22 protein-coding genes and 1 pseudogene are annotated in these 22925 nt (G+C 72.8%); 14 read left to right on the top strand and 9 right to left on the bottom strand.

Features of this window, described 5'->3' with window-relative positions; genetic code table 11:
* The first annotated feature begins 18 nt into the window (after positions 1-18).
* The 4 genes from AB0K07_RS18240 (at position 19) to AB0K07_RS18225 (ending at position 4342) form a co-directional block, all read left to right on the top strand.
* Complete coding sequence (locus AB0K07_RS18240; protein WP_363756455.1) at positions 19-825, top strand: AAC(3) family N-acetyltransferase; 807 nt, start codon at positions 19-21, stop codon at positions 823-825.
* Positions 822-1571: an SIS domain-containing protein gene (locus AB0K07_RS18235; RefSeq protein WP_363756453.1), complete on the top strand. Its 750-nt coding sequence runs from the start codon at positions 822-824 to the stop codon at positions 1569-1571. The genes AB0K07_RS18240 and AB0K07_RS18235 overlap by 4 nt, the downstream gene beginning before the upstream one ends.
* Before the next feature lie 141 nt (positions 1572-1712).
* Positions 1713-2216 carry a DUF6328 family protein gene (locus AB0K07_RS18230; RefSeq protein ID WP_363756451.1) on the top strand — a complete coding sequence of 168 codons (504 nt, stop codon included), beginning with the start codon at positions 1713-1715 and terminating at the stop codon, positions 2214-2216.
* Positions 2217-2419: 203 nt separating this feature from the next.
* Positions 2420-4342, top strand: coding sequence for an acyl-CoA dehydrogenase family protein (locus tag AB0K07_RS18225; protein WP_363756651.1), 1923 nt, complete (start codon positions 2420-2422; stop codon positions 4340-4342).
* Positions 4343-4376: 34 nt separating this feature from the next.
* Here AB0K07_RS18225 and AB0K07_RS18220 read toward each other — a convergent pair whose 3' ends face one another.
* The 8 genes from AB0K07_RS18220 to AB0K07_RS18185 form a co-directional block, all read right to left on the bottom strand.
* On the bottom strand, positions 4377-4544 hold the full coding sequence (locus AB0K07_RS18220) for a hypothetical protein (protein WP_363756449.1): 168 nt from the start codon (positions 4542-4544) through the stop codon (positions 4377-4379).
* Between the two features lie 21 nt (positions 4545-4565).
* Positions 4566-5174, bottom strand: coding sequence for a hypothetical protein (locus AB0K07_RS18215; protein WP_363756447.1), 609 nt, complete (start codon positions 5172-5174; stop codon positions 4566-4568).
* Between the two features lie 274 nt (positions 5175-5448).
* Complete coding sequence (locus tag AB0K07_RS18210; RefSeq protein ID WP_363756445.1) at positions 5449-5847, bottom strand: Fur family transcriptional regulator; 399 nt, start codon at positions 5845-5847, stop codon at positions 5449-5451.
* Complete coding sequence (locus AB0K07_RS18205) at positions 5847-6143, bottom strand: metalloregulator ArsR/SmtB family transcription factor (RefSeq protein ID WP_363756443.1); 297 nt, start codon at positions 6141-6143, stop codon at positions 5847-5849. Before AB0K07_RS18205 ends, AB0K07_RS18210 begins: the two co-directional genes overlap by 1 nt.
* A 43-nt stretch (positions 6144-6186) precedes the next feature.
* A complete protein-coding gene (locus tag AB0K07_RS18200) occupies positions 6187-7053 on the bottom strand; it encodes a metal ABC transporter permease (RefSeq protein ID WP_363756441.1) in 867 nt (288 codons plus the stop codon).
* 2 nt (positions 7054-7055) lie between these two features.
* Positions 7056-7817: a metal ABC transporter ATP-binding protein gene (locus AB0K07_RS18195; protein WP_363756439.1), complete on the bottom strand. Its 762-nt coding sequence runs from the start codon at positions 7815-7817 to the stop codon at positions 7056-7058.
* A complete protein-coding gene (locus AB0K07_RS18190) occupies positions 7814-8764 on the bottom strand; it encodes a metal ABC transporter substrate-binding protein (protein ID WP_363756437.1) in 951 nt (316 codons plus the stop codon). Before AB0K07_RS18190 ends, AB0K07_RS18195 begins: the two co-directional genes overlap by 4 nt.
* Positions 8765-8818: 54 nt before the next feature.
* Positions 8819-9076 (bottom strand): hypothetical protein, encoded by a 258-nt coding sequence (locus tag AB0K07_RS18185; protein WP_354974042.1) that lies wholly within the window; start codon positions 9074-9076, stop codon positions 8819-8821.
* A 27-nt stretch (positions 9077-9103) separates the two neighbouring features.
* On the opposite strand from AB0K07_RS18185, the gene AB0K07_RS18180 reads away from it, so the two are divergent.
* The 4 genes from AB0K07_RS18180 to dusB all read left to right on the top strand — a co-directional run bounded on the left by AB0K07_RS18180 (position 9104) and on the right by dusB (position 12680).
* Positions 9104-9445, top strand: coding sequence for an antibiotic biosynthesis monooxygenase (locus tag AB0K07_RS18180; RefSeq protein ID WP_363756435.1), 342 nt, complete (start codon positions 9104-9106; stop codon positions 9443-9445).
* Between the two features lie 24 nt (positions 9446-9469).
* Entirely contained in the window at positions 9470-9949 is a 480-nt protein-coding gene (locus AB0K07_RS18175) for a hypothetical protein (protein ID WP_363756433.1), read from the top strand.
* A 114-nt stretch (positions 9950-10063) separates the two neighbouring features.
* Positions 10064-11443, top strand: coding sequence for a glycine--tRNA ligase (locus AB0K07_RS18170; protein WP_363756431.1), 1380 nt, complete (start codon positions 10064-10066; stop codon positions 11441-11443).
* 64 nt (positions 11444-11507) lie between these two features.
* Positions 11508-12680 (top strand): tRNA dihydrouridine synthase DusB, encoded by a 1173-nt coding sequence (gene dusB, locus AB0K07_RS18165; RefSeq protein ID WP_363756430.1) that lies wholly within the window; start codon positions 11508-11510, stop codon positions 12678-12680.
* Between the two features lie 145 nt (positions 12681-12825).
* Here dusB and AB0K07_RS18160 read toward each other — a convergent pair whose 3' ends face one another.
* Entirely contained in the window at positions 12826-14553 is a 1728-nt protein-coding gene (locus AB0K07_RS18160; protein WP_363756428.1) for a beta-N-acetylhexosaminidase, read from the bottom strand.
* 313 nt (positions 14554-14866) lie between these two features.
* Between AB0K07_RS18160 and ppdK the strand changes: the two genes are divergently transcribed.
* The 6 genes and pseudogenes from ppdK (at position 14867) to AB0K07_RS18130 (ending at position 22887) form a co-directional block, all read left to right on the top strand.
* A complete protein-coding gene (gene ppdK / locus AB0K07_RS18155) occupies positions 14867-17575 on the top strand; it encodes a pyruvate, phosphate dikinase (RefSeq protein ID WP_363756426.1) in 2709 nt (902 codons plus the stop codon).
* Positions 17576-17834: 259 nt separating this feature from the next.
* Entirely contained in the window at positions 17835-18188 is a 354-nt protein-coding gene (locus AB0K07_RS18150; RefSeq protein WP_363756424.1) for a VOC family protein, read from the top strand.
* A 12-nt stretch (positions 18189-18200) separates the two neighbouring features.
* Positions 18201-19466, top strand: a complete 1266-nt coding sequence (locus AB0K07_RS18145) for a deoxyguanosinetriphosphate triphosphohydrolase (protein ID WP_363756422.1) — start codon at positions 18201-18203, stop codon at positions 19464-19466.
* 15 nt (positions 19467-19481) lie between these two features.
* A complete protein-coding gene (locus AB0K07_RS18140; protein ID WP_363756420.1) occupies positions 19482-20312 on the top strand; it encodes a siderophore-interacting protein in 831 nt (276 codons plus the stop codon).
* Between the two features lie 132 nt (positions 20313-20444).
* A pseudogene (gene dnaG, locus AB0K07_RS18135) lies at positions 20445-22350 on the top strand (DNA primase).
* Positions 22351-22887 (top strand): hypothetical protein, encoded by a 537-nt coding sequence (locus tag AB0K07_RS18130; RefSeq protein ID WP_363756418.1) that lies wholly within the window; start codon positions 22351-22353, stop codon positions 22885-22887.
* Positions 22888-22925 lie beyond the last annotated feature (38 nt).

The following is a 22925-nucleotide window of genomic DNA, read 5'->3' as shown; positions in this document are numbered from 1 at the left end:
GTCGGTCGGAGGAGCACCGTGACGACGGACGCCAGCGGGCCGGGCACCCGGCGCTCGCTCGCCGCGCAACTGCGCATGCTGGGCGTACGCCCCGGCGGGACGCTGCTGGTGCACGCCGCGCTGCGCCAGTTGGGCTTCGTCTGCGGTGGGCCGCAGGCGTTGGTGCTGGCCCTGCGCGACGCGCTCGGCCCGGACGGCACGATCGTGGTGCCCACCCACACCCCCGACAACAGCGACCCGGCGCAATGGCGCAACCCGCCGGTGCCGGGGGACTGGTGGTCGCTGATCCGCGCCGAGATGCCCGGGTTCGATCCGGCGGTCACCCCGAGCCGGTTCATGGGTGTGTTCGCCGAGACGGTCCGCTCCTGGCCCGGAGCGTTGCGCAGCTCGCATCCCCACGTGTCGTTCGCCGCGCTCGGGCCGGCCGCCGGTCGGGTGGTGACCGGGCACACCCGGGCCGACATGCTCGGCGAGGGTTCCCCGCTGGCCCGGCTCTACGACCTCGGCGCCAGCGTGCTGCTGCTCGGCGTGGGCCACGCGGTGAACACCTCGCTGCACCTGGCCGAGTACCGCCGTCCGGCCCCGCCCAGGGAGCAGTTGGGCGCGGCGGTCCGCACCGCCGACGGTGGCCGCGAATGGGTGTGGTGGCAGGACGTACGGCTCGACGAGACCGACTTCGGCGCGTTGGGCCGGGACCTGGAGGCGACCGGGGCGGTCCGTACCGGACGGGTCGGCACCGGGACCGGGAGGTTGATGGGCCAGCGGGCGGCGGTCGACTTCGCGGTGCAATGGATGGCCCGCAACCGGACGACGGAGGACGCATGACGGTGAGCGCCGAGGACTTCCTGGCCGTGGTGACCGAGATGATGGGCCGGGTGGCCGAGAGTCAGCGGGCGGCGGTGGGGCGAGCGGCGGACCTGATCGCCGACGCGGTGCGGGCCGACGGGGTGGTGCACGCCTTCGGCACCGGGCACTCGGAGGCGCTGGCCATGGAGATCGCCGGCCGGGCGGGCGGCCTGGTGCCGACCAACCGGATCGCGCTGCGCGACCTGGTGCTGCTCGGCGGCGAACCGGCCGACCGGCTCGGGCCGCTGCTGGAGCGGGACCCGGCGGTGGCGCACCGGCTGTACGAGCTGGCCCCGGTGCGGCCCACCGACGTCTTCGTGCTCGCCTCGAACTCCGGCGTCAACGGGGCGATGGTGGAGTTCGCCACGTTGGTCAAGCAGCGTGGGCACGGGCTGGTGGCGATCACCTCCGTCCAGCACTCCGGCCGGATGACCTCCCGCCACCCGTCCGGGCGCAAGCTGGCGGACCTCGCCGACGTGGTGCTCGACAACGGCGCGCCGTACGGCGACGCGACTCTGCCGCTGCCCGGCGGTGGCGCGGTGGGCGCGGTCTCCTCGATCACGGCGGCGCTGCTCGCCCAGCAGATCACCGTGGAGGTGGTGGCCCGGTTGCTGGCGGCGGGGGAGCGGCCCCCGGTCTACCTGTCGGCCAACATCCCGGACGGCGACGCGCACAACAACGCGCTGGAGGCCCGGTACGCCGGTCGCATCCGACGCGGCTCCTGACCCTCGATGGCCGGGTCCGGCAGGTGGCCGGACGGTGGCCGGCAGATGTCGTGAACCTGTTTCGCGCTCAGCCGGGTGGGGCATTGGCGTTGCTGCCGGCGGCCAGGACCGCCGGCAGTACCGTCTCACCGGAGGTAGCGCGTGTCGAAGGAGACCGAGAAGCAGCGTTGGCAGCGCAACTTCGCCGACCTGTTGCAGGAGTTGCGGGTCGCCCAGACCGGCGTGCAGATCCTCTTCGCCTTCCTGCTCACCCTGCCGTTCAGCAACGGGTTCACCCGCACCACCGAGTTCCAGCGGGACGTCTACATCGTCGCCCTGCTCGCCGCGGCCGCCGCCACCGCGCTGATCATCTCGCCGGTGGCGTTCCACCGGGCGCTGTTCCGGCAGGGGCGCAAGCCGGAGCTGGTCCGGTTCGCGCACCGGATGGCCAGCGGCGGGCTGGCCTTCATGCTGATCTCCATGGTCAGCGCGGTGCTGCTGATCACCGACTTCGTGCTGGACCGGCCGATCGCGTTCGTGCTGAGCGCGTTGACCGGGCTCTGGTTCCTCACCTTCTGGGTGTTCCTGCCGTTCGCCCGGCGCAGTTGGGGCGACGACGACATCGACGACGACGATGACGACCCGCGGACGCTGACGGGCGACTGACCCGCCCGGATGCACCGAAGTCGATCTTCACGGAACGCTACCCCTGGGTAACACCCGGGGGTAGCGTGACGGTAGTCGCGCATGTCGACGCAGCCGCACCGAGGTTCGAGGGGGCAGCCGTGACCACGACGCAGAACGGCCGACCGGCAGCGGACGGCCCCGATCCCGGCACCGTCCCGAGCACCGCCGGCGCCGCGGCGCCGTTGCCGGCCGAGGCGGGGCAGGTCTCCGAGAAGGAGGCCCGGCAGGTCGCCGAGGCGGCTCGCGAGTCCACCTGGGACCGGCCCAGCTTCGGCAAGGAGCTGTTCCTCGGCCGGTTCCGACTCGACCTGATCGACCCGTGGCCCCGTTCCGACCCGGCCGACGTGGCCCGCGCCGACGAGTTCCTCGGCCGGTTCCGGGCCTTCCTCACCTCCGAGGTGGACGGCGCGGCCATCGAACGCGACGCGTCCATTCCGGACGCGGTGTTCCACGGGCTGGCCGACCTCGGCGCGTTCGGCATGAAAATCGACCGCGGGTACGGCGGGCTCGGGCTGAGCAACCTGCACTACTGCCGGGCGCTCATGCTCGCCGGCTCGGTCAGCCCGGCGATCGGCGCGCTGCTCTCGGCGCACCAGTCGATCGGGGTGCCGCAGCCGCTGAAGATGTTCGGCACCGCCGAGCAGAAGCAGCGCTTCCTGCCCCGCCTGGCCGCCGGTGAGGTGTCCGCGTTCCTGCTCACCGAGCCGGACGTCGGCTCCGACCCGGCCCGTCTGGCCACCACCGCCGAGCCGACCGAGGACGGCACCGGCTACCGGCTCAACGGGGTGAAGCTCTGGGCCACCAACGGCATCGTCGCCACCCTGCTGGTGGTGATGGCCCGGGTGCCGGCCAGTGCGGGGCGGCGCGGCGGGATCACCGCGTTCGTGGTGGACGGCGACAGCGCGGGCATCACCGTGGAGCGGCGCAACGAGTTCGTCGGCCTGCGCGGCCTGGAAAACAGTCTCACCCGGTTCCACGACGTGTTCGTGCCCGCCGAGAACGTCATCGGCGGCGAGGGCAAGGGCCTCAAGATCGCCCTGACCACGCTGAACACCGGCCGGCTCTCGCTGCCGGCGATGTGCGTCGGCGCCGGCAAGTGGGCGCTCAACGTGGCCCGGGAGTGGGCCGCCGACCGGGTCCAGTGGGGTCGGCCGGTCGGCGAGCACGAGGCGGTCGCCCAGAAGCTCGCCTTCATCGCCGCCACCACGTACGGCATGGAGACCATGCTCGACCTCTGCTGCCTGCTCGCCGACGACGACCGCAACGACATCCGGATCGAGGCCGCGCTCGTCAAGCTGTACGCCAGCGAGATGGCCTGGAAGATCGCCGACGAGCTGATCCAGATCCGGGGCGGCCGGGGCTACGAGACGGCCGACTCGCTGGCCGGCCGCGGCGAACGCCCGGCGGCGGTCGAGCAGATGCTGCGCGACCTGCGGATCAACCGGATCTTCGAGGGCTCCACCGAGATCATGCACCTGCTGATCGCCCGGGAGGCGGTCGACGCCCACCTGTCGGTGGCCGGCGACATCATCGACCCGGAGGCGGGGCTGGGCCGCAAGGCCCGGGCCGGCGCCCGCGCCGGTGCCTTCTACGCGAAGTGGCTGCCCACCCTGGCCGTCGGCCGGGGGCAGAGCCCGAGGGCGTACGCCGAGTTCGGGTCGTTGGCCACGCACCTGCGTCAGGTGGAGCGCTCGTCGCGCAAGCTGGCCCGCTCGATTTTCTACGCGATGTCCCGCTGGCAGGGAAAGATGGAGCGCAAGCAGGCGTTCCTGGGCCGCGTGGTGGACATCGGCGCGGAGCTGTTCGCGATGTCCGCGGTCTGCGTCCGGGCGTCCGCCGAGCGGGACAGCCGGCCGGAGAACGTCGAGCTGGCCGACCTGTTCTGCCGGCAGGCCCGGGTCCGGGTGGACGCCCTGTTCACCGCCCTGTGGGACAACACCGACCCGGTCGACACCGCCGCCGCGAAGCGCATCCTCGCCGGCCGCTACGCCGGCCTGGAGGAGGGCGTCATCACCCCGTCCGACGAGCTGCCCTGGGTGGCCCGCTGGTCGCCCGGCCCGTCCACCGCCGACGACGTCCGTCGCCGTATCCCGCCGAAGCCGTGACCGGTGCCGCCCGGCGCGTCGCCGTGCCGTGCGGTCAGCGGGCGACCGCCCAGGCCAGCACCGCCGCCAGAATCAGGCCGTTGAGCAGCGCCAGGCCCAGGTACGCCGCGGGCGGGATCTTCCTGCCCCGCCGGACGAAGGAGACCAGGACCGCGGCGTAGCCGAGCAGCAGGACGGCGATGACGACCAGGAAGTAGAACACCCGACGACCTTAGCGGGCCCCTCAGCGGCTCCTGGCGCGCAGCCCGAGCTGGCGCAGCTCCAGTGCGGCCAGGGCGTCGACGGTGTCGTCGTCGCCGCGCCGCCACGCCTCGGCCACGTCCGGCGCGATCCGGGTCAGCCGGCCCAGCGGCTGGGTGGCCAGCGCGCGCAGGGCGAGCAGGTCCCGGCCGGCCGGCCCGGCGGCCAGCTTCGCGGCCGAGGAGGCCCGGCGCATCCAGCGGACCCGCAGGGGCAGCCATCCGAACAGCACCAGACCGAGCGGGAAGATCAGCACCGCGATGGCGAGTGCGAGGGCGAGTTGGTCGACCAGGTGCTGCTGGTCGCGGCCGGCGTCGGCGAGCGACCGGGCGGCGTCGGCGGCCCGCTGGAAGGGCGCGGTCAGCTCGTCGCCGACCAGCGGCACCCGGCCGACCTTGCTGCCGGCGTCGCCCAGGTTGTCGGCGAGCCCACTGCCGGCGCCCTCCAGCTTCTGCCCGGGTACAGCGAGCTTCTGCACCAGGTCGTGCAGCCAGAGCGCGCCGCGGATCGCGACGTACACCCAGGCGACGACGAGCAGGTCGGTGAGCAACTGGCGGACGGCGGTCGGAAAGCGATCGGCGTAGATCTTCACGCCGGACAGCGTGCCACGAACCGTCCGGCACGGCACTCGTCGAATCAGCCGACGGGACGGCCAACGGTGCCGGTGCCCCGTGGATGGCGCTGGTCCACCCGTCGAAGCGTCGTCCGCCGCCGGCGCGGGGCAGCATCACCCGCCGCCGCCTTTGCTCTGCTTCAACGGGCGCAACACTTTCCGCCTGCCGCTGTTGCGTTGGTTGAAGCAGAGCAAAGGGCGCGCGGAGGGTGGCCGGGGCCGGGAGGGGGCGTGGAGGGCGTCCGGGCGCTGGTCAGTGGACGCAGGCCGGGCAGGTGCCGAAAATCTCCAGGGTGTGGCTGACGTCGGCGTAGCCGTGCTGCGCGGCCACCCGGTCGGCCCAGCTCTCCACCGCCGGGCCGGCCACCTCGACGGTGCGCCCGCACGCCCGGCACACCAGGTGGTGGTGGTGCCCCTCGCTGCACCGGCGGTAGAGGTGCTCACCGCCCGGCGGGCGCATCACGTCGATCTCGCCGGCGTCGGCCAGCCCCTGCAACGTGCGGTAGACGGTGGTCAGGCCGACCCGCTCGCCGCGCTGCCGCAGCATCGCGTGCAGGTCCTGGGCGCTGTGGAAGCCCTCCATCTCGGCGAGCAGCGCACTCACCGCCGAGCGCTGCCGGGTGTTGCGCACCGCGGCGCCACTCTCGCTCATCATCCCTCCCCGGCGTGGCTGACCGCGTCCGCCACGATGTGCGCGACGTGCTCGTCGACCAGGCTGTAGGCGATCTCCCGACCCCGGCGGGACCCCCGCACCACGCCCGCGCCGCGCAGCACCCGCAGGTGCTGGGAGACCAGCGGTTGCGCGGCGCCGAGCGTCTCCACCAGCTCGTGCACGCACCGCTCGCCGCCGGCGAGCTCACTGACGATGGCCAGCCGGATGGGCGCCGACAGAGCGCGGAGCAACTCGCTGGCCCCGTCGAACCCCTCGTACCCCGTTGCGCTGGTCACCCTGCAACGGTAACCAATACCGGCGACATCCCGCTGATCAGGCTCAGCCGAGCACGACCTCGTGCGGTTCCGGCGCCGGCGCGGCGGTCGGCGTGGCCCGGCGGCGCAACGCCCGCCAGACCCCGCCGGCCACGGCCACCACCAGGAAGGAGGCGATCGCCACCAGCACCACCGAGGCGCCCGGCGCCGTGTCCGCCGTCGCCGCCACCCAGACGCCGGAGCCGGCGGCGAAGAATCCGAGCGCCATCGCGGCGGCCATGGTGCTGCGGAACCCCCGCGTGACCTGCTGGGCGGTGGCCACCGGCACCACCATCAGCGCGCTGATCAGCAGCACCCCGACGGCCCGCATCGCGATGGTCACGGTGACCGCGGTGGTGACCGCGATCAGCAGGTTGAGGGTGCGCACCGGCAGGCCGGAGACCCGGGCGTACTCCTCGTCGTGGCTGACCGCGAAGAGCGCCGGCCGCAGCGCGATCATGGTGACGAGGATCGCCGCGCCGAGCACCGCGATAGTGGTCAGGTCGGCGGACGAGATGGTGGTCAGCGACCCGAACAGGTAGGCGTTGAGGTTGGCGCTGGTGGCGTCGGAGAGACCGACCAGCAGCACACCGCCGGCGATGCCGCCGTAGAAGAGCAGGGCCAGGGCCAGGTCGCCGGAGGTGCGTCCGCGGGCGCGGACCAGCTCGATGGCGATCGCCCCGATGGTGGCCACGATCACCGCCACCAGCACCGGCGAGCGGTTGAGCAGCAGGCCCGCGCCGACGCCGGTCAACGCCACGTGCCCGATGCCGTCGCCGATCAACGTCAGCCGGCGCTGCACCAGGTAGATGCCGAGCGCCGGTGCGGCCAGGCCGATCACCAGTGCGGCGATCAGGGCGCGCTGCATGTACGGGTACTGGAAGAGTTCCATGCTCAGTTGCTCCACAGCCCGGCGGGCTCGTCGGGACCGTGCGGGTGCACGTGGTCGTGGTCGGGCTCCGCGTGGTGGCCGGCCGGGTCCGGCACCGCACCGTCGTGGCAGATGCCGGCCTGGTGGACGACGACCGCCCGGCTGATCACCGGTCGCAGCGGGCCCAGCTCGTGGGCCACCAGCAGCACCGTCCCGCCGTCGGCGACGAAGTGCCGCAGCGCGCCGGCGAACGCCTCCTGGCTTGCCGCGTCCACCCCGGCGGTGGGCTCGTCGAGGATCAGCAGCTCCGGTTGGCCGGCCAGCGCGCGGGCGATCAGGGTGCGCTGCTGCTGGCCGCCGGAGAGGGTGGCCACCGGGTCGGCGGCCCGGTCGGCGAGCCCGACGGCGCTCAGCGCGGCGTCGACGGCGGCCCGGTCGGCGCGGCCCGGCGGGCGGAGCAACCCCCGGCGGGCCAGCCGGCCGGAGGCCACCACCTCGTGCACGGTGGCCGGTACGCCGCCGCCCGCGCCGAGGCGCTGCGGGACGTAGCCGATGCGCTGCCACTGGCGGAACTGGCGCAACGGCCGGTCGAAGAGGGTGATCGAGCCGGCGCTGAGCGGCACCAGGCCGAGCACGGCCCGGATCAGCGTCGACTTGCCGGAGCCGTTGGCGCCGAGCACCGCCACCACCTCGCCGGCGGTCACGGTGAGCGAGACGTCCCGGAGCACGGGGCGGCCGTCGTAGCCGACCGCCCCGTGCTCGACGGTGATGACAGGTGCGCTCACGAGCAGCTCAACGCCGTCCGCAGGGTCTGCAGGTTGGTACGCATCACCGAAAGGTAGTCCGTGCCGCTGCCGGCGGCGAGCCCTTCGATCGGGTCCAGCACGGCGGTCCTCGCGCCGACCTGACCGGCGATGGTCTCGGCGACCTTCGGGCTGACCAGGGTCTCGAAGAAGATCGTGGTGGCGTGGTGCTCCTTCGCCTCCTCGATCACCTGCGCGAGCCGCTGCGGCGAGGGCTCGACGTCGGGGCTCAGCCCGGTGATGCCGACCTGCTCGAGCCGGTACCGGTCGGCCAGGTAGCCGAACGCGGCGTGGCTGGTCACGATCTCCCGCCGCTGGCAGGTCCGCAGGCCCTGGTTGAACTCGCCGTCCAGGGCTGTCAGGTCGGCGCGCAGCGCGGTCGAGCGGGCGGTGTAGTCGGCGGCGTGATCCGGGTCGGCCTTGCCGAGCCGCTGGGCGAGCTGGTCGCCGACGGCGGCCAACCGGGTCGGGTCGAGCCAGACGTGCGGGTCCTTGCCGCCGCCGTGCTCCTCCTCGCCGTGCGCCTCCTCACCCTCGTGGTTGTGCCCGCCGGCGCTCGCGTCCAGCAGCAGCTGCACGCTGGTGACGTCGAACGCCCGGTCGTCACCGTTCTGCGCGACGGCGTCGTCCACCGCCGGCTGGAAGCCCTTCAGGTAGACGATCAGCTCCGCCTCGCTGACCTGGCCGACCTGGCTCGGGGTGAGCTCCAGGTCGTGCGGCTCGGCGCCCGGCTTGGCGAGGTTGGTCACCCGGACCGCGTCGCCGCCGATCCGCTCGGCGAGGAACTGGAGTGGGTAGAACGCGGCGACCACGTCGACCCGCTGGGGGTCGGCGCCGGCGGCGCCGCCGGTGGAGCAGCCGGCTGCGGCGCCCAGGGCGAGCAGGGCGGTCGCGGCGGCCAGGACACGGGACGTGGTGCGGTTGGTCATGCCGACAACTGTCCGTCGTAACGATAATGATTGTCAAAAACGCATGATTGCATGTCAGAGCAGCTTCGCCAGGCCCACCGTCACCAGCAGGGTCAGCATCAGCAGCCGGATCAGCCGGGTCTGTGGAGCCTGAACCGGCCAGGTGGTGGCCAACAGGGCGATCAGCGCCGCCGCGAGCGCGAGCGTCAGCAGCCCGCCGATCACCCCGGGCGTGAAGAACGCGACCAGCACCACCACCAGGGTGAGCAGGAACACCGACGTCGGGTTCGCCCCGGCCAACCGAGCCAGCAGAGGGCGCTGCGTACGCTGCATCCCACAGACTCTACGAGGAGGAACCCGGTGCTGGTGACCAACCGGTTCGTGGTCGACGTCGAGGTCGCCGACGGCTTCACCGAACGGGCGCACGCCGCCCTCACCGCGCTGGCAGCCCGCCCCGGCTACCTGCGCGGTCAACTGGTCCGGGCGCTGGACGACCCCCGCCACTGGTCCCTGGTCACCGAGTGGGAGTCGGTCGGCACGTACCGGCGGGCGCTCGGCGCCTTCGAGGTCAAGGTGAGCGCCGTGCCGTTGCTCGCCGAGTCGGTCGACGAGCCGTCCGCGTACGAGGCGCTGGCCAGCGCGGCGCCCGGCGGGGCCGTGGTGGTCGCCGAGAGTGATCGGGCTGGTGGTCCTTACCGCTGAGCTGTCGGGCACTACCCTGCTCCTATGACCGCACCCGCCCCGCCGCCCGGTCCCGGGGTGGCGCCGCCGTTCGCCGCGCCGCCCACCGAGGGCCGTCGGACCCGGCTCTGGATCGGCCTCGGCGTCGGCGCGCTCGCCGTGGTGCTCTGCTGTGGCGGGGGCGGCGCGGCCGTGGTCGGCCTCGCCGTCAGTGGCGTGCAGGCGATCCGGGAGCAGGGCCACACGGTGACCAGCGACTACTACCAGGCGTTGGTCGAGCGGAACTACGGCCGGGCCTACGAGCAGCTCTGCGACGACGCGCAGCGGCGCGAGTCGCGCCCCGAGTTCGAGCGGCGCGCGGCCGCCGAGCCGCAGGTCGCCGCGTTCCGGGTGGGTGAGGTGGACACCACCAACCTGACCGTGCCGGTCGACGTGACACTCGACGGCGGCGACCGGGAGCAGCAGCAGGTCAGCCTCGGCCAGGACGGCCAGACCGGCGGCATGGAGGTCTGCGGGGTGAGCTGACCCGCCCCCGGTATTCTGCTGGGCTTGGGGCGACGGTGGTCGTACCGTTGTGCCGAACTGACCGATCCATCCACATCTCGCCCCCGCCGACCGCCAGCCGGCGTAGGAGGAAACATGCCAGCCGACCGTATCGACGCCGTCGTCAGTCTCGCCAAGCGCCGAGGCTTCGTCTTCCCCTCCAGCGAGATCTACGGAGGCACCCGATCGGCGTGGGACTACGGTCCGCTCGGCGTGGAGCTCAAGGAGAACGTCCGCCGGCAGTGGTGGAAGACCATGGTCCAGCAGCGCGACGACGTGGTCGGCCTCGACTCCGCGGTGATCCTGGCCCGCAAGGTGTGGGAGGCGTCCGGTCACATCGCCGAGTTCGTCGACCCGCTCACCGAGTGCCAGTTCTGCCACAAGCGGTTCCGGGCGGACCACCTGGAGGAGGCGTACGAGGCCAAGCACGGCAAGCCTCCGGCCTCGCTCGCCGAGCTGAACTGCCCCAACTGCGGCAACAAGGGCACCTTCACCGAGCCGAAGATGTTCAACGGCCTGATGAAGACCTACCTGGGCCCGGTGGAGAGCGACGAAGGGCTGCACTACCTGCGCCCGGAGACCGCGCAGGGCATCTTCGTCAACTACAAGAACGTCGAGACGGTCGCCCGTAAGAAGCCGCCGTTCGGCATCGCGCAGACCGGCAAGTCGTTCCGCAACGAGATCACCCCGGGCAACTTCATCTTCCGCACCCGCGAGTTCGAGCAGATGGAGATGGAGTTCTTCGTCGAGCCGGGCACCGACGAGCAGTGGCACGAGTACTGGCTCCAGGAGCGCTGGAACTGGTACCTCGACCTCGGCCTGTCGGCGGACAACTTGCGGCTCTACGAGCACCCCAAGGAGAAGCTCTCGCACTACTCGAAGCGGACCGTGGACATCGAGTACCGCTTCCAGTTCGGCGGCACCGAGTTCGCCGAGCTGGAGGGCGTCGCCAACCGCACCGACTTCGACCTCTCCACGCACAGCAAGCACTCCGGCGTCGACCTGTCCTACTTCGACCAGACCAAGAGCGAGCGCTGGATGCCGTACGTCATCGAGCCCGCCGCGGGTCTGACCCGCGCGGTGCTCGCCTTCCTGCTGGAGGCGTACGACGAGGACGAGGCGCCGAACACCAAGGGCGGCGTGGACAAGCGCACCGTGATGCGGTTCGACCCGCGGCTGGCCCCGGTGAAGGTGGCGGTGCTGCCGCTGTCCCGCAACGAGGCGCTGTCGCCGAAGGCGAAGGACCTCGCGACCCTGCTGCGCAAGCGCTGGGTGGTGGAGTTCGACGACTCGCAGGCGATCGGCCGCCGCTACCGCCGCCAGGACGAGATCGGCACCCCGTTCTGCGTGACGGTGGACTTCGACACCCTGGACGACAACGCCGTGACGGTCCGCAACCGGGACACCATGGCCCAGGAGCGGGTCTCCCTGGACCAGGTCGAGCGCTACCTGATCGAGCGCCTCCCCGGCTGCTGAGACGGCGCGCACGGGGCCTCGGCCGACGCGAAAAGCGCCGGTCGGGGCCCCGTACACTTGGGCGGTGACTGCCTCGACCGTTCCTGCGCTGCGCCCGTTGACGCTCGGGCGATATCAGGTGTGGCCGCCGGTGGTGCTCGCGCCGATGGCCGGGATCACCAACGTCGGGTTCCGACGGCTCTGCCGGGAGCAGGGCGGGGGCATCTACGTCTGCGAGATGATCACCACTCGGGCGCTGGTCGAGCGGAACCCGAAGACGCTGCGCATGATCGCGTTCGGCGCGGACGAAAAGCCGCGGAGCCTCCAGCTCTACGGCACCGACCCGGAGGTCACCGCCGCCGCCGTGCGGATCGTGGTGGAACGGGACCTGGCCGACCACATCGACCTCAACTTCGGCTGCCCGGTGCCCAAGGTGACCCGGCGTGGCGGCGGGGCGGCGCTGCCGTGGCGGCGCCGGCTCTTCGCCCGGCTGGTGAAGGCCGCGGTGGACGCGGCGTCGCCGGCGGGGGTGCCGGTCACGGTGAAGATGCGCAAGGGCATCGATGACGAGCACCTGACGTACGTCGAGGCGGGGCTCGCCGCCCAGGACGCCGGGGTCGCCGCCGTGGCGCTGCACGGGCGGACGGCCGGGCAGCGCTACTCGGGCACCGCCGACTGGGACGCCATCGCCACGCTCAAGCAGGCCCTCGATGTGCCGGTGCTCGGCAACGGCGACATCTGGGAGGCCGACGACGCGCTGCGGATGGTGGCGCACACCGGCGTGGACGGCGTGGTGATCGGGCGGGGCTGCCTGGGCCGGCCGTGGCTCTTCGCCGACCTGGAGGCCGCCTTCAACGGCCGGCCGGAGCGGCGGCTGCCCACCCTCGGCGAGGTGGCGGTGACCATGCGCCGGCACGCTGAACTGCTGGTCGACCAGTTCGTCGCGGGCGCGCGCAACCCGGCCCGCGGCGAGCGGGACGGCTGCACCGACTTCCGCAAGCACGTCGCCTGGTATCTGAAGGGCTTTCCGGTCGGCGGCGAACTGCGCCGCTCGCTGGCGATGATCGAGAGCCTGGCCCAGCTCGACGACCTGCTCGGCAAGCTCGATCCGGCGGAGCCGTTCCCGGTTGCCGCCCTCGGCCAGCCGCGCGGCCGGACGAACTCCCCGGGCAAGGTCTTCCTACCGGACGGCTGGCTGGCGAGCCGGGACGATGACGCCGTCCCCGAGGGCGCCGAACTGGACGACTCCGGCGGCTGATCCCACCGGCGAGTGGCGGCCGGGGCGGGGCGCAGGCGAGACCGGCCTCGCCCCATACCTCAAAGCCCTATACCTCAGAGGCATAAATATGCCTCTGAGGTATAGGGCTTTCTGGTGCTGCTGCCGCCGGTGACCGATTCGGGTGTCAGGGCTTGTCGGTGCTGGGGACGGGGGCGTCATCGGGGCCCGGCTGGGTCGGCAGCTGCGGGCGGCTGGGCTGGGTGGACCCGGCGCCCTCGACCGGCCAGGGGACCTCGGGGGAGCGGTGGAAGGCGATTCCGGCGGTGGCCCAGCGCGGGCCGTGTCCGGCCAGCCGGTCGCGGAACCCGGCCCAGTCGTGCGTCGCCCGGGGCGACCACCCGAGCTCGGCGATGGCGGGCAGCCGGGGCAGCAGCATGAACTCGATCTCGGCCAGTGAGGTGACCGACTCGGTCCAGAGCGGCGCTTCCACGCCGAGCACCGCAGCCTCCGGCACGTCCGTGACGTGTGATCCGGGATCCCAGTCGTACGCCCGGCGCACGTCGATCAGGCCGGCCCAGTCCTGCCCGACCGGGGTGTCCGGGTCGTACTTCATGTCCAGGTAGGCGTGGTTGCCGGGGGAGAGGATCACCCGGGCGCCCCGGCGTACCGCGTCGAGGGTGGTCGGGTCGTCGCCGTTCGTGCCCCACCACTGCAGGACGCGGCCGTCGACGTGCGCGGCCGGCGCGAGCTGGTGCCAGCCGACCACGGTCTTGCCGGTGTCGGCGACGATCCGCTGCGCCCGCTCGACGAAGCCGGTGTAGACCTCGCCCTTGACCTTGAACGCCTCGTCGCCGCCGATGTGCAGCCACGGCCCGGGGGTGAGGGCGGCGACCTCACCGAGAACGTCGGCGATGAAGGCGTACGTCCGCTCGTCGCTCGGGTCGACGTAGCTGAAGCCGACCTCGGTGCCGGTGTACGGCGGCGGTGCGACCTTGTCCGGTGCCAGCTCCGGGTACGCGACCAGGGCGGCGTTGGTGTGGCCGGGCAGGTCGATCTCCGGAACGACCGTGATGTGCCGCTGTGCGGCGTACCGGACGATCCGGCGGTAGTCGGCCGCGGTGTACCAGCCGCCGGGCCCGTCGCCGACCTCGGTCGCGCCGCCGACCGTGGCCAGCCGGGGCCAGGAGTCGACGGAGATCCGCCAACCCTGGTCGTCGGTGAGGTGCAGGTGCAGGTGGTTGAGCTTGTACCGGGCCAGGTGGTCGACGACACGCAGCACGTCCTCGACGGCGAAGAAGTGCCTCGCCACGTCGAGCATCGCGCCCCGGTACGGGAACCGGGGCTCATCGACGATCGACCCGCCGGGCAGCACCCAGCGCTCGGCGACCGGGATCGGGCTCTCGATCGCCGGAGGCAGCAGTTGACGCAGGGTCTGCACGCCGTGGAAGAGGCCGGCGGCGGTGGGCGCCGTGATGGTGACTCCGACCCGTGTCACGTCGAGGCGGTACCCCTCGGCGCCCAGGCTGTCCTCGGCGGCGAGGACGAGCGCGATGCCGCTCGCCGGCGCCGGCCGGGTGGCGTCGCTCACCGGCAGCGGGTATCCGGTGGCCGGGCGCAGCAGCTCGGCGAGCTGTTCGGCCACCGCGAGCGCGGCGGGATCGGCGCTGGCCACGACGACCGCGTCGGCCGGCAGGCGCCATTCCTCGGACGGGTTCGGCTCGACGCGCTGCGGGGCGGGGACGACGTCGGTCAGCCGGGCCGGGGCCGAGGGGGCGAGCAGCTCGCTGGCGGTCTGCTCGGCGGCCCGGGCCAGCGTGGCCGCGTCCGGTTCGTGAGCCGACAGCGGCACCGCAGCGGCGGGCCCGGCCGCGCCGGGGGTGGCGGCTGGGCCGGGGGAGGGGATGGTCGACACGGCAGCGGCTCCGGGGGGTGTATTCGCGTCGGTTATGGCAAAAGTGAGGTTCACCGGCTGGTGTGCCGTCAAGCGTACGGCGGCCGGCCGGCATGCGTGATCGTGCGCGTGGAAGCGTTCCCAAAAACCGGTACGAACGCGGATAGTCGTGATGGCTGTGCCTATTGTCACCGAACGGTCCCAGGCCACCCGATGTTCGCTTAACCTTCGCCCACCGATCGGCGTCGACCCCGGGATTACCGGTGGGCGGTCCCGGGGTATGAGGAAACTGAACCTTCGTTAAGTGTCAATCCGGCGCGCGTGGGAGGCTCTGGTGGCAGCGCAAGAGACCGTCGATCACAAGTACGTCTACGACTTCACCGAGGGCAACAAGGACCTCAAGGACCTGCTCGGCGGCAAGGGCGCCAACCTCGCCGAGATGACCAATCTCGGCCTGCCCGTTCCGCCCGGCTTCACCATCACCACCGAGGCCTGCCAGGCGTACCTCGCGACCGGCCAGGAGCCGGACGGGCTCGCCGGCCAGATCGAGGCGCACCTGGAATCGCTGGAGCGCGCGATGGGCAAGCGCCTCGGTGACCCGCAGGACCCCCTGCTGGTGTCCGTCCGCTCCGGCGCCAAGTTCTCCATGCCCGGCATGATGGAGACGGTCCTCAACGTCGGCCTCAACGACCAGAGCGTGGTGGGGCTGTCGGCGCAGGCCGGCGGGAACGACCGGTTCGCCTGGGACTCGTACCGGCGGCTCATCCAGATGTTCGGCAAGACCGTCTGCGAGGTGCCGGGCGATGAGTTCGAGCACGCCCTCGACGACGTCAAGCGCGCCAAGGGCACCCACAACGACCTCGACCTGGACGCGGACGACCTGCGCGGGCTGGTCGACGCGTACAAGAAGATCTTCCTGAAGCACACGGGTCGGGAGTTCCCGCAGCAGCCGCGCGAACAGCTCGACCTGGCCATCCGGGCGGTCTTCGAGTCGTGGAACGCCGAGCGCGCGGTGCTCTACCGCCGCCAGGAGCGGATCCCGGCCGACCTCGGCACCGCGGTCAACGTGGTGACCATGGTCTTCGGCAACCTCGGCCCCGACTCCGGCACCGGCGTCGCCTTCACCCGCGACCCGGGCAGCGGCGCCCAGGGCATCTACGGCGACTACCTGGCCAACGCCCAGGGCGAGGACGTGGTCGCCGGCATCCGCAACACCGTGCCGTTGCAGGAGCTGGAGCAGCTCGACAAGAAGTCCTACGACGAGTTGCTCTCGTTCATGGCCCGGCTGGAGGAGCACTACAGGGACCTCTGCGACATCGAGTTCACCATCGAGCGCGGCAAGCTGTGGATGTTGCAGACCCGGGTCGGCAAGCGCACCGCCGCCGCCGCGTTCGTCATTGCGGGGCAGCTCGTCGACGAGGGCCTGATCGACCTGGACGAGGCGCTGCACCGGGTCAACGGCGCGCAGTTGGCCCAGCTGATGTTCCCCCGCTTCCAGCTCGACCACGAGTTCCAGCCGGTCGCGAAGGGCATCGGCGCCTCGCCCGGCGCGGCGTCGGGCAAGGTGGTCTTCACCTCGGCGCGGGCCGTCGAGCTGGCCGCCGAGGGTGAGTCGGTGATCCTCGTCCGCCGGGAGACCAACCCGGACGACCTGAACGGCATGATCGCCGCCAAGGGCATCCTCACCTCGCGCGGCGGCAAGACCAGCCACGCCGCCGTGGTGGCCCGGGGGATGGGCAAGACCTGCGTCTCCGGCGCCGACGAGATCGACGTGAACGTGCCGGCGAAGCGGTTCACCGTGGCCGGGCAGACCGTCAGCGAGGGCGACGTCGTCTCGATCGACGGCACCACCGGCAAGGTCTACCTCGGCGAGGTGCCGGTCATGCCGTCGGAGGTGGTGCAGTACTTCGAGGGCAGTCTCGACCCGGAGCACATCGACAACGCGCTGGTCCGGGCCGTACACCGGATCATGACGCACGCCGACGGCAGGCGGCGGCTCGCGGTCCGCACGAACGCCGACACCGGCGCGGACGCCGCCCGGGCCCGGCGCTTCGGCGCCGAGGGCATCGGGCTGTGCCGCACCGAGCACATGTTCCTCGGCGACCGGCGCGAGCTGGTCGAGCGGTTGATCCTGGCCCGCGCCGACGATGAGCGCCAGGCGGCGCTGGCGGCGCTGCTGCCGTTGCAGCGGGCCGACTTCGAGGAGATCTTCCGCGAGATGGACGGCCTGCCGGTCACCGTCCGGCTGATCGACCCGCCGCTGCACGAGTTCCTGCCGCCGCTGGAGCAGCTCGCGGTCAACGTGGCGGTCGCCCAGGAGCGCGGCGAGGACGTGGCCAAGGAGGAGGCGCTGCTCGCCGCCGTCCGGCGGATGCACGAGGAGAACCCGATGCTCGGGCTGCGGGGCGTCCGCCTCGGCCTGGTCATCCCCGGCCTGTTCGCGATGCAGGTCCGGGCCATCGCCGAGGCGGCCGTCAGCTGCGCGCGCGGCGGCGGGGTCGCCAAGCCGGAGATCATGGTGCCGCTGGTCGGGGCCGTCCAGGAGCTGGAGACGGTCCGCGCCGAGGCCGAGAAGATCATCGCCGAGGTGGTCGAGGACAGCGGGGTCGAGGTGCTGATCGGCACCATGATCGAGGTGCCCCGGGCGGCGCTGACCGCCGGTCAGATCGCCGAGGCGGCGGAGTTCTTCTCCTTCGGCACCAACGACCTCACCCAGATGGGTTGGGGTTTCTCCCGCGACGACGTCGAGGGCGCGTTCTTCTGGCGGTACCTGGAGCTGGGCATCTTCGGTATCTCACCGTTCGAGTCGATCGACCGCGACGGCGTCGGCCGGCTCGTGCGGATCGCCGCCGAGGAGGGTCGGGCCGCCCGGCCCGGGCTGAAGCTCGGTGTCTGCGGTGAGCACGGTGGCGACCCCGACTCGGTGCACTTCTTCCACGAGGTCGGCCTGGACTACGTCTCCTGCTCGCCGTTCCGTGTGCCGGTGGCCCGGCTGGAGGCCGGCCGGGCGGCGGTGGAGACCGACGGCTCGGACAGCCGCTGACGTGGGGCCGGCGGCGGCCCGGCTTCCGGGCCGCCGCCGGCGCCGGCGATCAGACCGGCGGGCGACGCCAGGTGGGCCGGGCCGCGCGGTGCAGCTGCGGCCGTAACCCTCGGCAATTGGCTCACAACTGCCGGCCAATCGGCGGTTGTGGACCCGCCGACGAGGCGTCGCGGGCCGGTCGGGCGGCTCGTGCGGGCGTAATCTTGGCTCGCTCGCACACCGCCGATTGCGCACGCCGTTCAGGGGGAAGGGTGACTGCATGAGCAGCGTCTGGGAGAACCTGACCGTCGACGCCCGCGATCCGGCCCGGCTGGCCCGCTGGTGGGCCGAGGCGCTCGGCTACCAGATCGTCACCGAGAATCCGGACGAGGTGGAGATCCGCCAGTCCGCGGACCGGCTTCCCGGCCTGGTCTTCGTGCCGGTGGCCGACGGCAAGGAGCGGAAGAACCGGCTGCACCTCGACCTGCGCCCCGCCGACCAGGAGGCCGAGGTCGAGCGACTGGTCGACATGGGCGCCCGGCACGTCGACATCGGCCAGGGCGACGTGGAGTGGACGGTGCTGGCCGACCCGGAGGGCAACGAGTTCTGCGTGCTCCGCGAGCGCGAGGGCTAGGCCGGTGACCGGTTGACCGCACCGCCGTCCGCCGCGGCGGACGCCCGGCTGGTCGAGGAGGCGCCCAAGGACACCGGCCACCGCCGGTCACCGTACGAGCGCGACCGCGCCCGGGTGCTGCACTCCGCGGCGTTCCGCCGGCTGGCCACCAAGACGCAGGTGCACACCGCCGGCACTGACGACTTCCTGCGTACCCGCCTGACCCACTCGCTGGAGGTCGCGCAGATCGCCCGGGAGATGGGCGCCCGGCTGGGCTGCGACCCCGACGTGGTGGACGTCGCCGGGCTCGCCCACGACCTCGGGCACCCGCCGTTCGGGCACAACGGGGAGGCTGCGCTGGACCTGCTCGCCACGCCGTGCGGCGGCTTCGAGGGCAACGCGCAGACGCTGCGGGTGCTGACCCGGCTGGAGGCGAAGGTGCTGGCTCCGGACGGCTCGTCCGCCGGGCTGAACCTGACCCGCGCCTCGCTCGACGCCATCGGCAAGTACCCCTGGCCGCGCCGCCCCGGGCAGCGCAAGTTCGGGGTGTACGCCGACGACGCGCCGGTCTTCGGCTGGATCCGGGCCGGCGCGCCCGGTGACCGGCGCTGCCTGGAGGCGCAGGTGATGGACTGGGCCGACGACGTCGCGTACTCGGTGCACGACGTCGAGGACGGCATCCACGGCGGGTACGTCTCGCTGCGCCCGCTGCTCGCCGACGCCGACGAGCGGGCCGCCCTCTGCGCCGACGTGGCCGCCACCTACTCCGGGGAGTCCCCGGCCGACCTGGCCGAGGTGCTGGTCGAGTTGCTGGCCGACCCGCTGCTCGCCCCGCTCGCCGGGTACGACGGCAGCCACCGCGCGCAGGCCGCGCTGAAGGCCACCACCAGCGGCCTGACCGGTCGGTTCGTCTCCGCGGCGGTGGCCGCCACCGAGGAACGGTTCGGCCCTGGCCCGCACCGCCGCTACGCCGCCGACCTGGTGGTGCCACGGCTGGTCCGGGCCCACTGCGCCCTGCTGAAGGGCATCGCGCTGCGCTACGTGATGCGTCGCGCCGGCTTCCGGGACCGCTACGAGCGGCAGCGGACGATGCTGGCGGAGCTGGTGGCCGCGCTGGTCCGGCGGGCACCGGACGGGCTCGATCCGGTCTTCGCCCCGCTGTGGCGGGCCGCGCCGGACGACGCCGCCCGGCTGCGGGTGGTGATCGACCAGGTCGCCTCGCTCACCGACCCCGCGGCCGTGACCTGGCACACCCGTCTGGTCGGCGGTGCACCGCTGGCGGGGGACGTCGAAGATTAGGCTAGCCTAAGTGACATGACGGAACGCCCCAGGAACGTCACCTCGGTCCGGGTGCTGCGCACCGAGCGGCCCACCCCGCACCTCATCCGGCTCGTCCTCGGCGGGGACGAGCTGGCCGACCTGCCGGTGGGCGAGTTCACCGACCACTACATCAAGCTGGTCTTCCCGCAGCCGGGCGTCGCGTACCCGCAGCCGCTGGACCTCGCCGCGATCCGTCGGGACCTGCCCCGGGAGCAGTGGCCCCGGCTGCGCGCGTACACCGTGCGGCGGTGGGACCCGCTCGCCGAGGAGTTGACCGTCGACATCGTGCACCACGGCGACGAGGGGCTGGCCGGGCCGTGGGCCGCCGCGCTGCGCCCCGGCGATCCGGTGCACTTCGTCGGCCCCGGCGGGGCGTACGCCCCGAGCCCGGACGCGGACTGGCACCTGCTGGTCGGCGACGAGAGCGCGCTGCCGGCGATCGGGGCCGCCCTCGAACGGCTGCCGCTGGGCGCTCCGGCGCATGTCTTCGTGGAGATCGCCGACCCGGCCGACGAGCAGAAACTGCTCAGCCCGGGCGCGGTCCAGCTCACCTGGTTGCACCGCGGCGACCGCCCGGTGGGCGCCGCACTGGTGGCGGCGGTGCGGGAGCTGGAGTTCCCGCCCGGCCAGATGCACGCCTTCGTGCACGGCGAGGCGACCTTCGTCCGGGAGCTGCGCCGGCTGCTGCGCGTCGAGCGGGGGGTGCCCGCCGGCCAGCTCTCCATCTCCGGCTACTGGCGGTGCGGCATGGACGACGAGGGCTGGCGCTCGACCAAGCCCGACTGGAACCGGCAGGTGGCGGCCGAGGAGACCAGGGCCGCCTGAGCACGCTCAGTCGCCCGACCGGCGGTCCCACTCCTCGGTCCGGCTCCCCGGGTGGGAACCGGTCAGCCGGCAGCGGTGGCCCGCCACACTCGGCGTGCCCCGGCCGGCGTGCCGTCCGTCCGGCAGGGCAGGATGTACGGCGAGGGGGTGGCGCATGGCTGGGCGGATCCGGGACGAGGACATCGCACTGGTCCGGGAACGCACCTCGATCGGGGATGTGATCTCCGAGACGGTCACCCTGAAGTCGGCCGGCGGCGGCAACCTCAAGGGTCTGTGCCCGTTCCACGACGAGAAGAGCCCGTCGTTCAACGTCTCCCCGGCCCGCAACGTCTGGTACTGCTTCGGCTGCGGAGCCGGCGGCGACGCGATCAAGTTCCTGATGGACGCCGAGCACCTCAGCTTCGTCGAGTCCGTCGAGCGCCTGGCCGGCCGCGCCGGCATCCAGCTGCGCTACGTGGAGGACGACAAGGGCACCCCGCGCCCCCGCCCCCAGCAGGGCCAGCGCCAGCGTCTGGTGGCCGCGCACGCCGCCGCGGTCGAGTTCTACCGGGCGCAGCTCAGCACGGCCGGCGCCCGGCCGGCGCGGGAGTTCCTGGCCCAGCGTGGCTTCGACCGGGCGGCCGCCGAGCGCTACGGCTGCGGCTTCGCGCCGGAGGGCTGGGACCTGCTCACCAAGCACCTGCGCCAGCAGGGTTTCAGCCACCAGGAGCTGGTCACCGCCGGGCTGTCCCGCGAGTCCCGCTCCGGGACGCTGATCGACCGGTTCCGCCGCCGGCTGCTCTGGCCGATCCGCGATCTCGCCGGTGACGTGATCGGCTTCGGTGCCCGCAAGCTCTTCGACGACGACGACGGGCCGAAGTACCTGAACACCCCCGAGACCCCGATCTACAAGAAGTCGCACGTGCTCTACGGCATCGACCAGGCCAAGCGGGAGATCGCCAAGCAGGGCCGCGCGGTGATCGTCGAGGGCTACACCGACGTGATGGCCTGCCACCTGGCCGGCGTCACCACGGCGGTGGCGACCTGCGGCACGGCGTTCGGCGCGGACCACATCGGGGTGCTGCGCCGGCTCCTGCTGGACACCGACTCGGTGGCCGGCGAGATCATCTTCACCTTCGACGGCGACGCCGCCGGGCAGAAGGCGGCGCTGCGCGCCTTCTCCGACGACCAGCGGTTCGTGGGCCGGACGTTCATCGCGGTCAGCCCGGACAACATGGACCCGTGCGAGCTGCGGCTGGCCAAGGGTGACCTGGCGGTGCGCGACCTGGTCGCCCGGCGCGAGCCGCTGGTCGACTTCGCGCTGCGCCACGTGATCAGCCGGTACGACCTGGACACCGTCGACGGCCGGGTCGAGGCGATGCGTCGGGCCGCGCCGCTGGTGGCGCAACTCAAGGACCGGGAGAAGCGCCCGGAGTACGTCCGCAAGCTCGCCATGGACCTCGGCATGGAGATCGAGCCGGTGCAGCGGGCCGTGCTCGCCGCCGCCTCCGCCCCGCCACCCGGCACCCGGGACGCCGCACCCGCGGCCCGTCCCGCTGCTGCCACCCGCCCCGAGCCCGCCCTGGACAGCCCCCAGTCGATGGTCGAGCGGGAGGCGTTGAAGCTCGCCCTCCAGCAGCCGGTGCTGGCCGGTCCCATGTTCGACGCGGTCGAGGCCACGGAGTACCGCCACCCGGTGCACGTCTCGGTGCGCGCGGCCATCGGGGCGGCCGGCGGGGCTGCGGCGGCGACCGGCGGCGCGGTCTGGATCGAGTCGGTCCGCGACGCCTGCGACGACCTGGCATCGGCGGCGCTCGTCGGCGAGCTGGCGGTGGAGCCGCTGCGCATCGACGGTGAACCGGACCCGCGCTACGTGTCGATCACGATGGCCCGGGTGCAGTTCGGGTCGGTGACGGCCCGGATCCGTGACCTCAAGTCGCGGATCCAGCGCATCAACCCGGTCAACAACAAGGACGAGTACTTCGCCGCCTTCGGCGAGCTGCTGTCGTTGGAGCAGCACGCGCGGGCGCTGCGCGAGCAGGCCGCAGGAGGGCTCTAGATGGGACTGTTCAGCCGCAAGCCGAAGCTTCCCCCGGCCGACCGGCCGCCGCTGACCGCCGACGAGCGGGTGCTGGCCTGGTCGGCGGCGGGCAACGGCGAGGGCGACGGGGTGGTGGTGGCCAGCAACCTCGGGTTGTGGCTGCCCGGCCGGGGGCACCGGCTCGGCTGGCACGTCATCCTCAAGGCGGTCTGGTCCGGCCGGGAGCTGACCGTCACGCCCGCCGAGACGCTCGTCGAACGCGACGGCTACACGGTGGTCGCCGACGGCCCGGCCGAGACCTACCTGCTGCTCGATCCGGGCGAGCTGCCGCACCAGGTGCGGGCCCGGGTGACCCGCTCGGTCGCGTACACCGAACACCACCCGGTGCCCGGCGGCGCGGCCCGGGTCGCGGCCCGACGCGCGCCCGGTGTGGACGGTCTGACCTGGACCGTCCGCCTCGACCCCGGCACCGCGCCGGATGGGGAGGCCCTGCTCGCCGAGACCGACCGGCTGGTCGCCGCGGCCCGCGCCGCCACCGCGCCGGTCGACGGATAGCCGGTCGGGCGGCCCGTCGACCGCCCGACCGCCGGTCG

The sequence above is a fragment of the Micromonospora sp. NPDC049301 genome, from assembly GCF_040678715.1.
GTDB lineage: Bacteria > Actinomycetota > Actinomycetes > Mycobacteriales > Micromonosporaceae > Micromonospora.
The sequence above is the reverse complement of the archived record's forward strand: the minus strand, read 5'-3'. Positions and strand labels throughout refer to the sequence as shown.

Coding starts and splice junctions, on each gene's coding strand:
- AB0K07_RS18235 (WP_363756453.1), top strand. CDS start 822: ATGACGGTGAGCGCCGAGGACTTCCTGGCCGTGGTGACCGAGATGATG.
- AB0K07_RS18210 (WP_363756445.1), bottom strand. CDS start 5,847: ATGAGCGAGAGTGGCGCCGCGGTGCGCAACACCCGGCAGCGCTCGGCG.
- AB0K07_RS18200 (WP_363756441.1), bottom strand. CDS start 7,053: ATGGAACTCTTCCAGTACCCGTACATGCAGCGCGCCCTGATCGCCGCA.
- AB0K07_RS18190 (WP_363756437.1), bottom strand. CDS start 8,764: ATGACCAACCGCACCACGTCCCGTGTCCTGGCCGCCGCGACCGCCCTG.
- AB0K07_RS18185 (WP_354974042.1), bottom strand. CDS start 9,076: ATGCAGCGTACGCAGCGCCCTCTGCTGGCTCGGTTGGCCGGGGCGAAC.
- AB0K07_RS18175 (WP_363756433.1), top strand. CDS start 9,470: ATGACCGCACCCGCCCCGCCGCCCGGTCCCGGGGTGGCGCCGCCGTTC.
- AB0K07_RS18170 (WP_363756431.1), top strand. CDS start 10,064: ATGCCAGCCGACCGTATCGACGCCGTCGTCAGTCTCGCCAAGCGCCGA.
- AB0K07_RS18150 (WP_363756424.1), top strand. CDS start 17,835: ATGAGCAGCGTCTGGGAGAACCTGACCGTCGACGCCCGCGATCCGGCC.
- AB0K07_RS18140 (WP_363756420.1), top strand. CDS start 19,482: ATGACGGAACGCCCCAGGAACGTCACCTCGGTCCGGGTGCTGCGCACC.
- AB0K07_RS18130 (WP_363756418.1), top strand. CDS start 22,351: ATGGGACTGTTCAGCCGCAAGCCGAAGCTTCCCCCGGCCGACCGGCCG.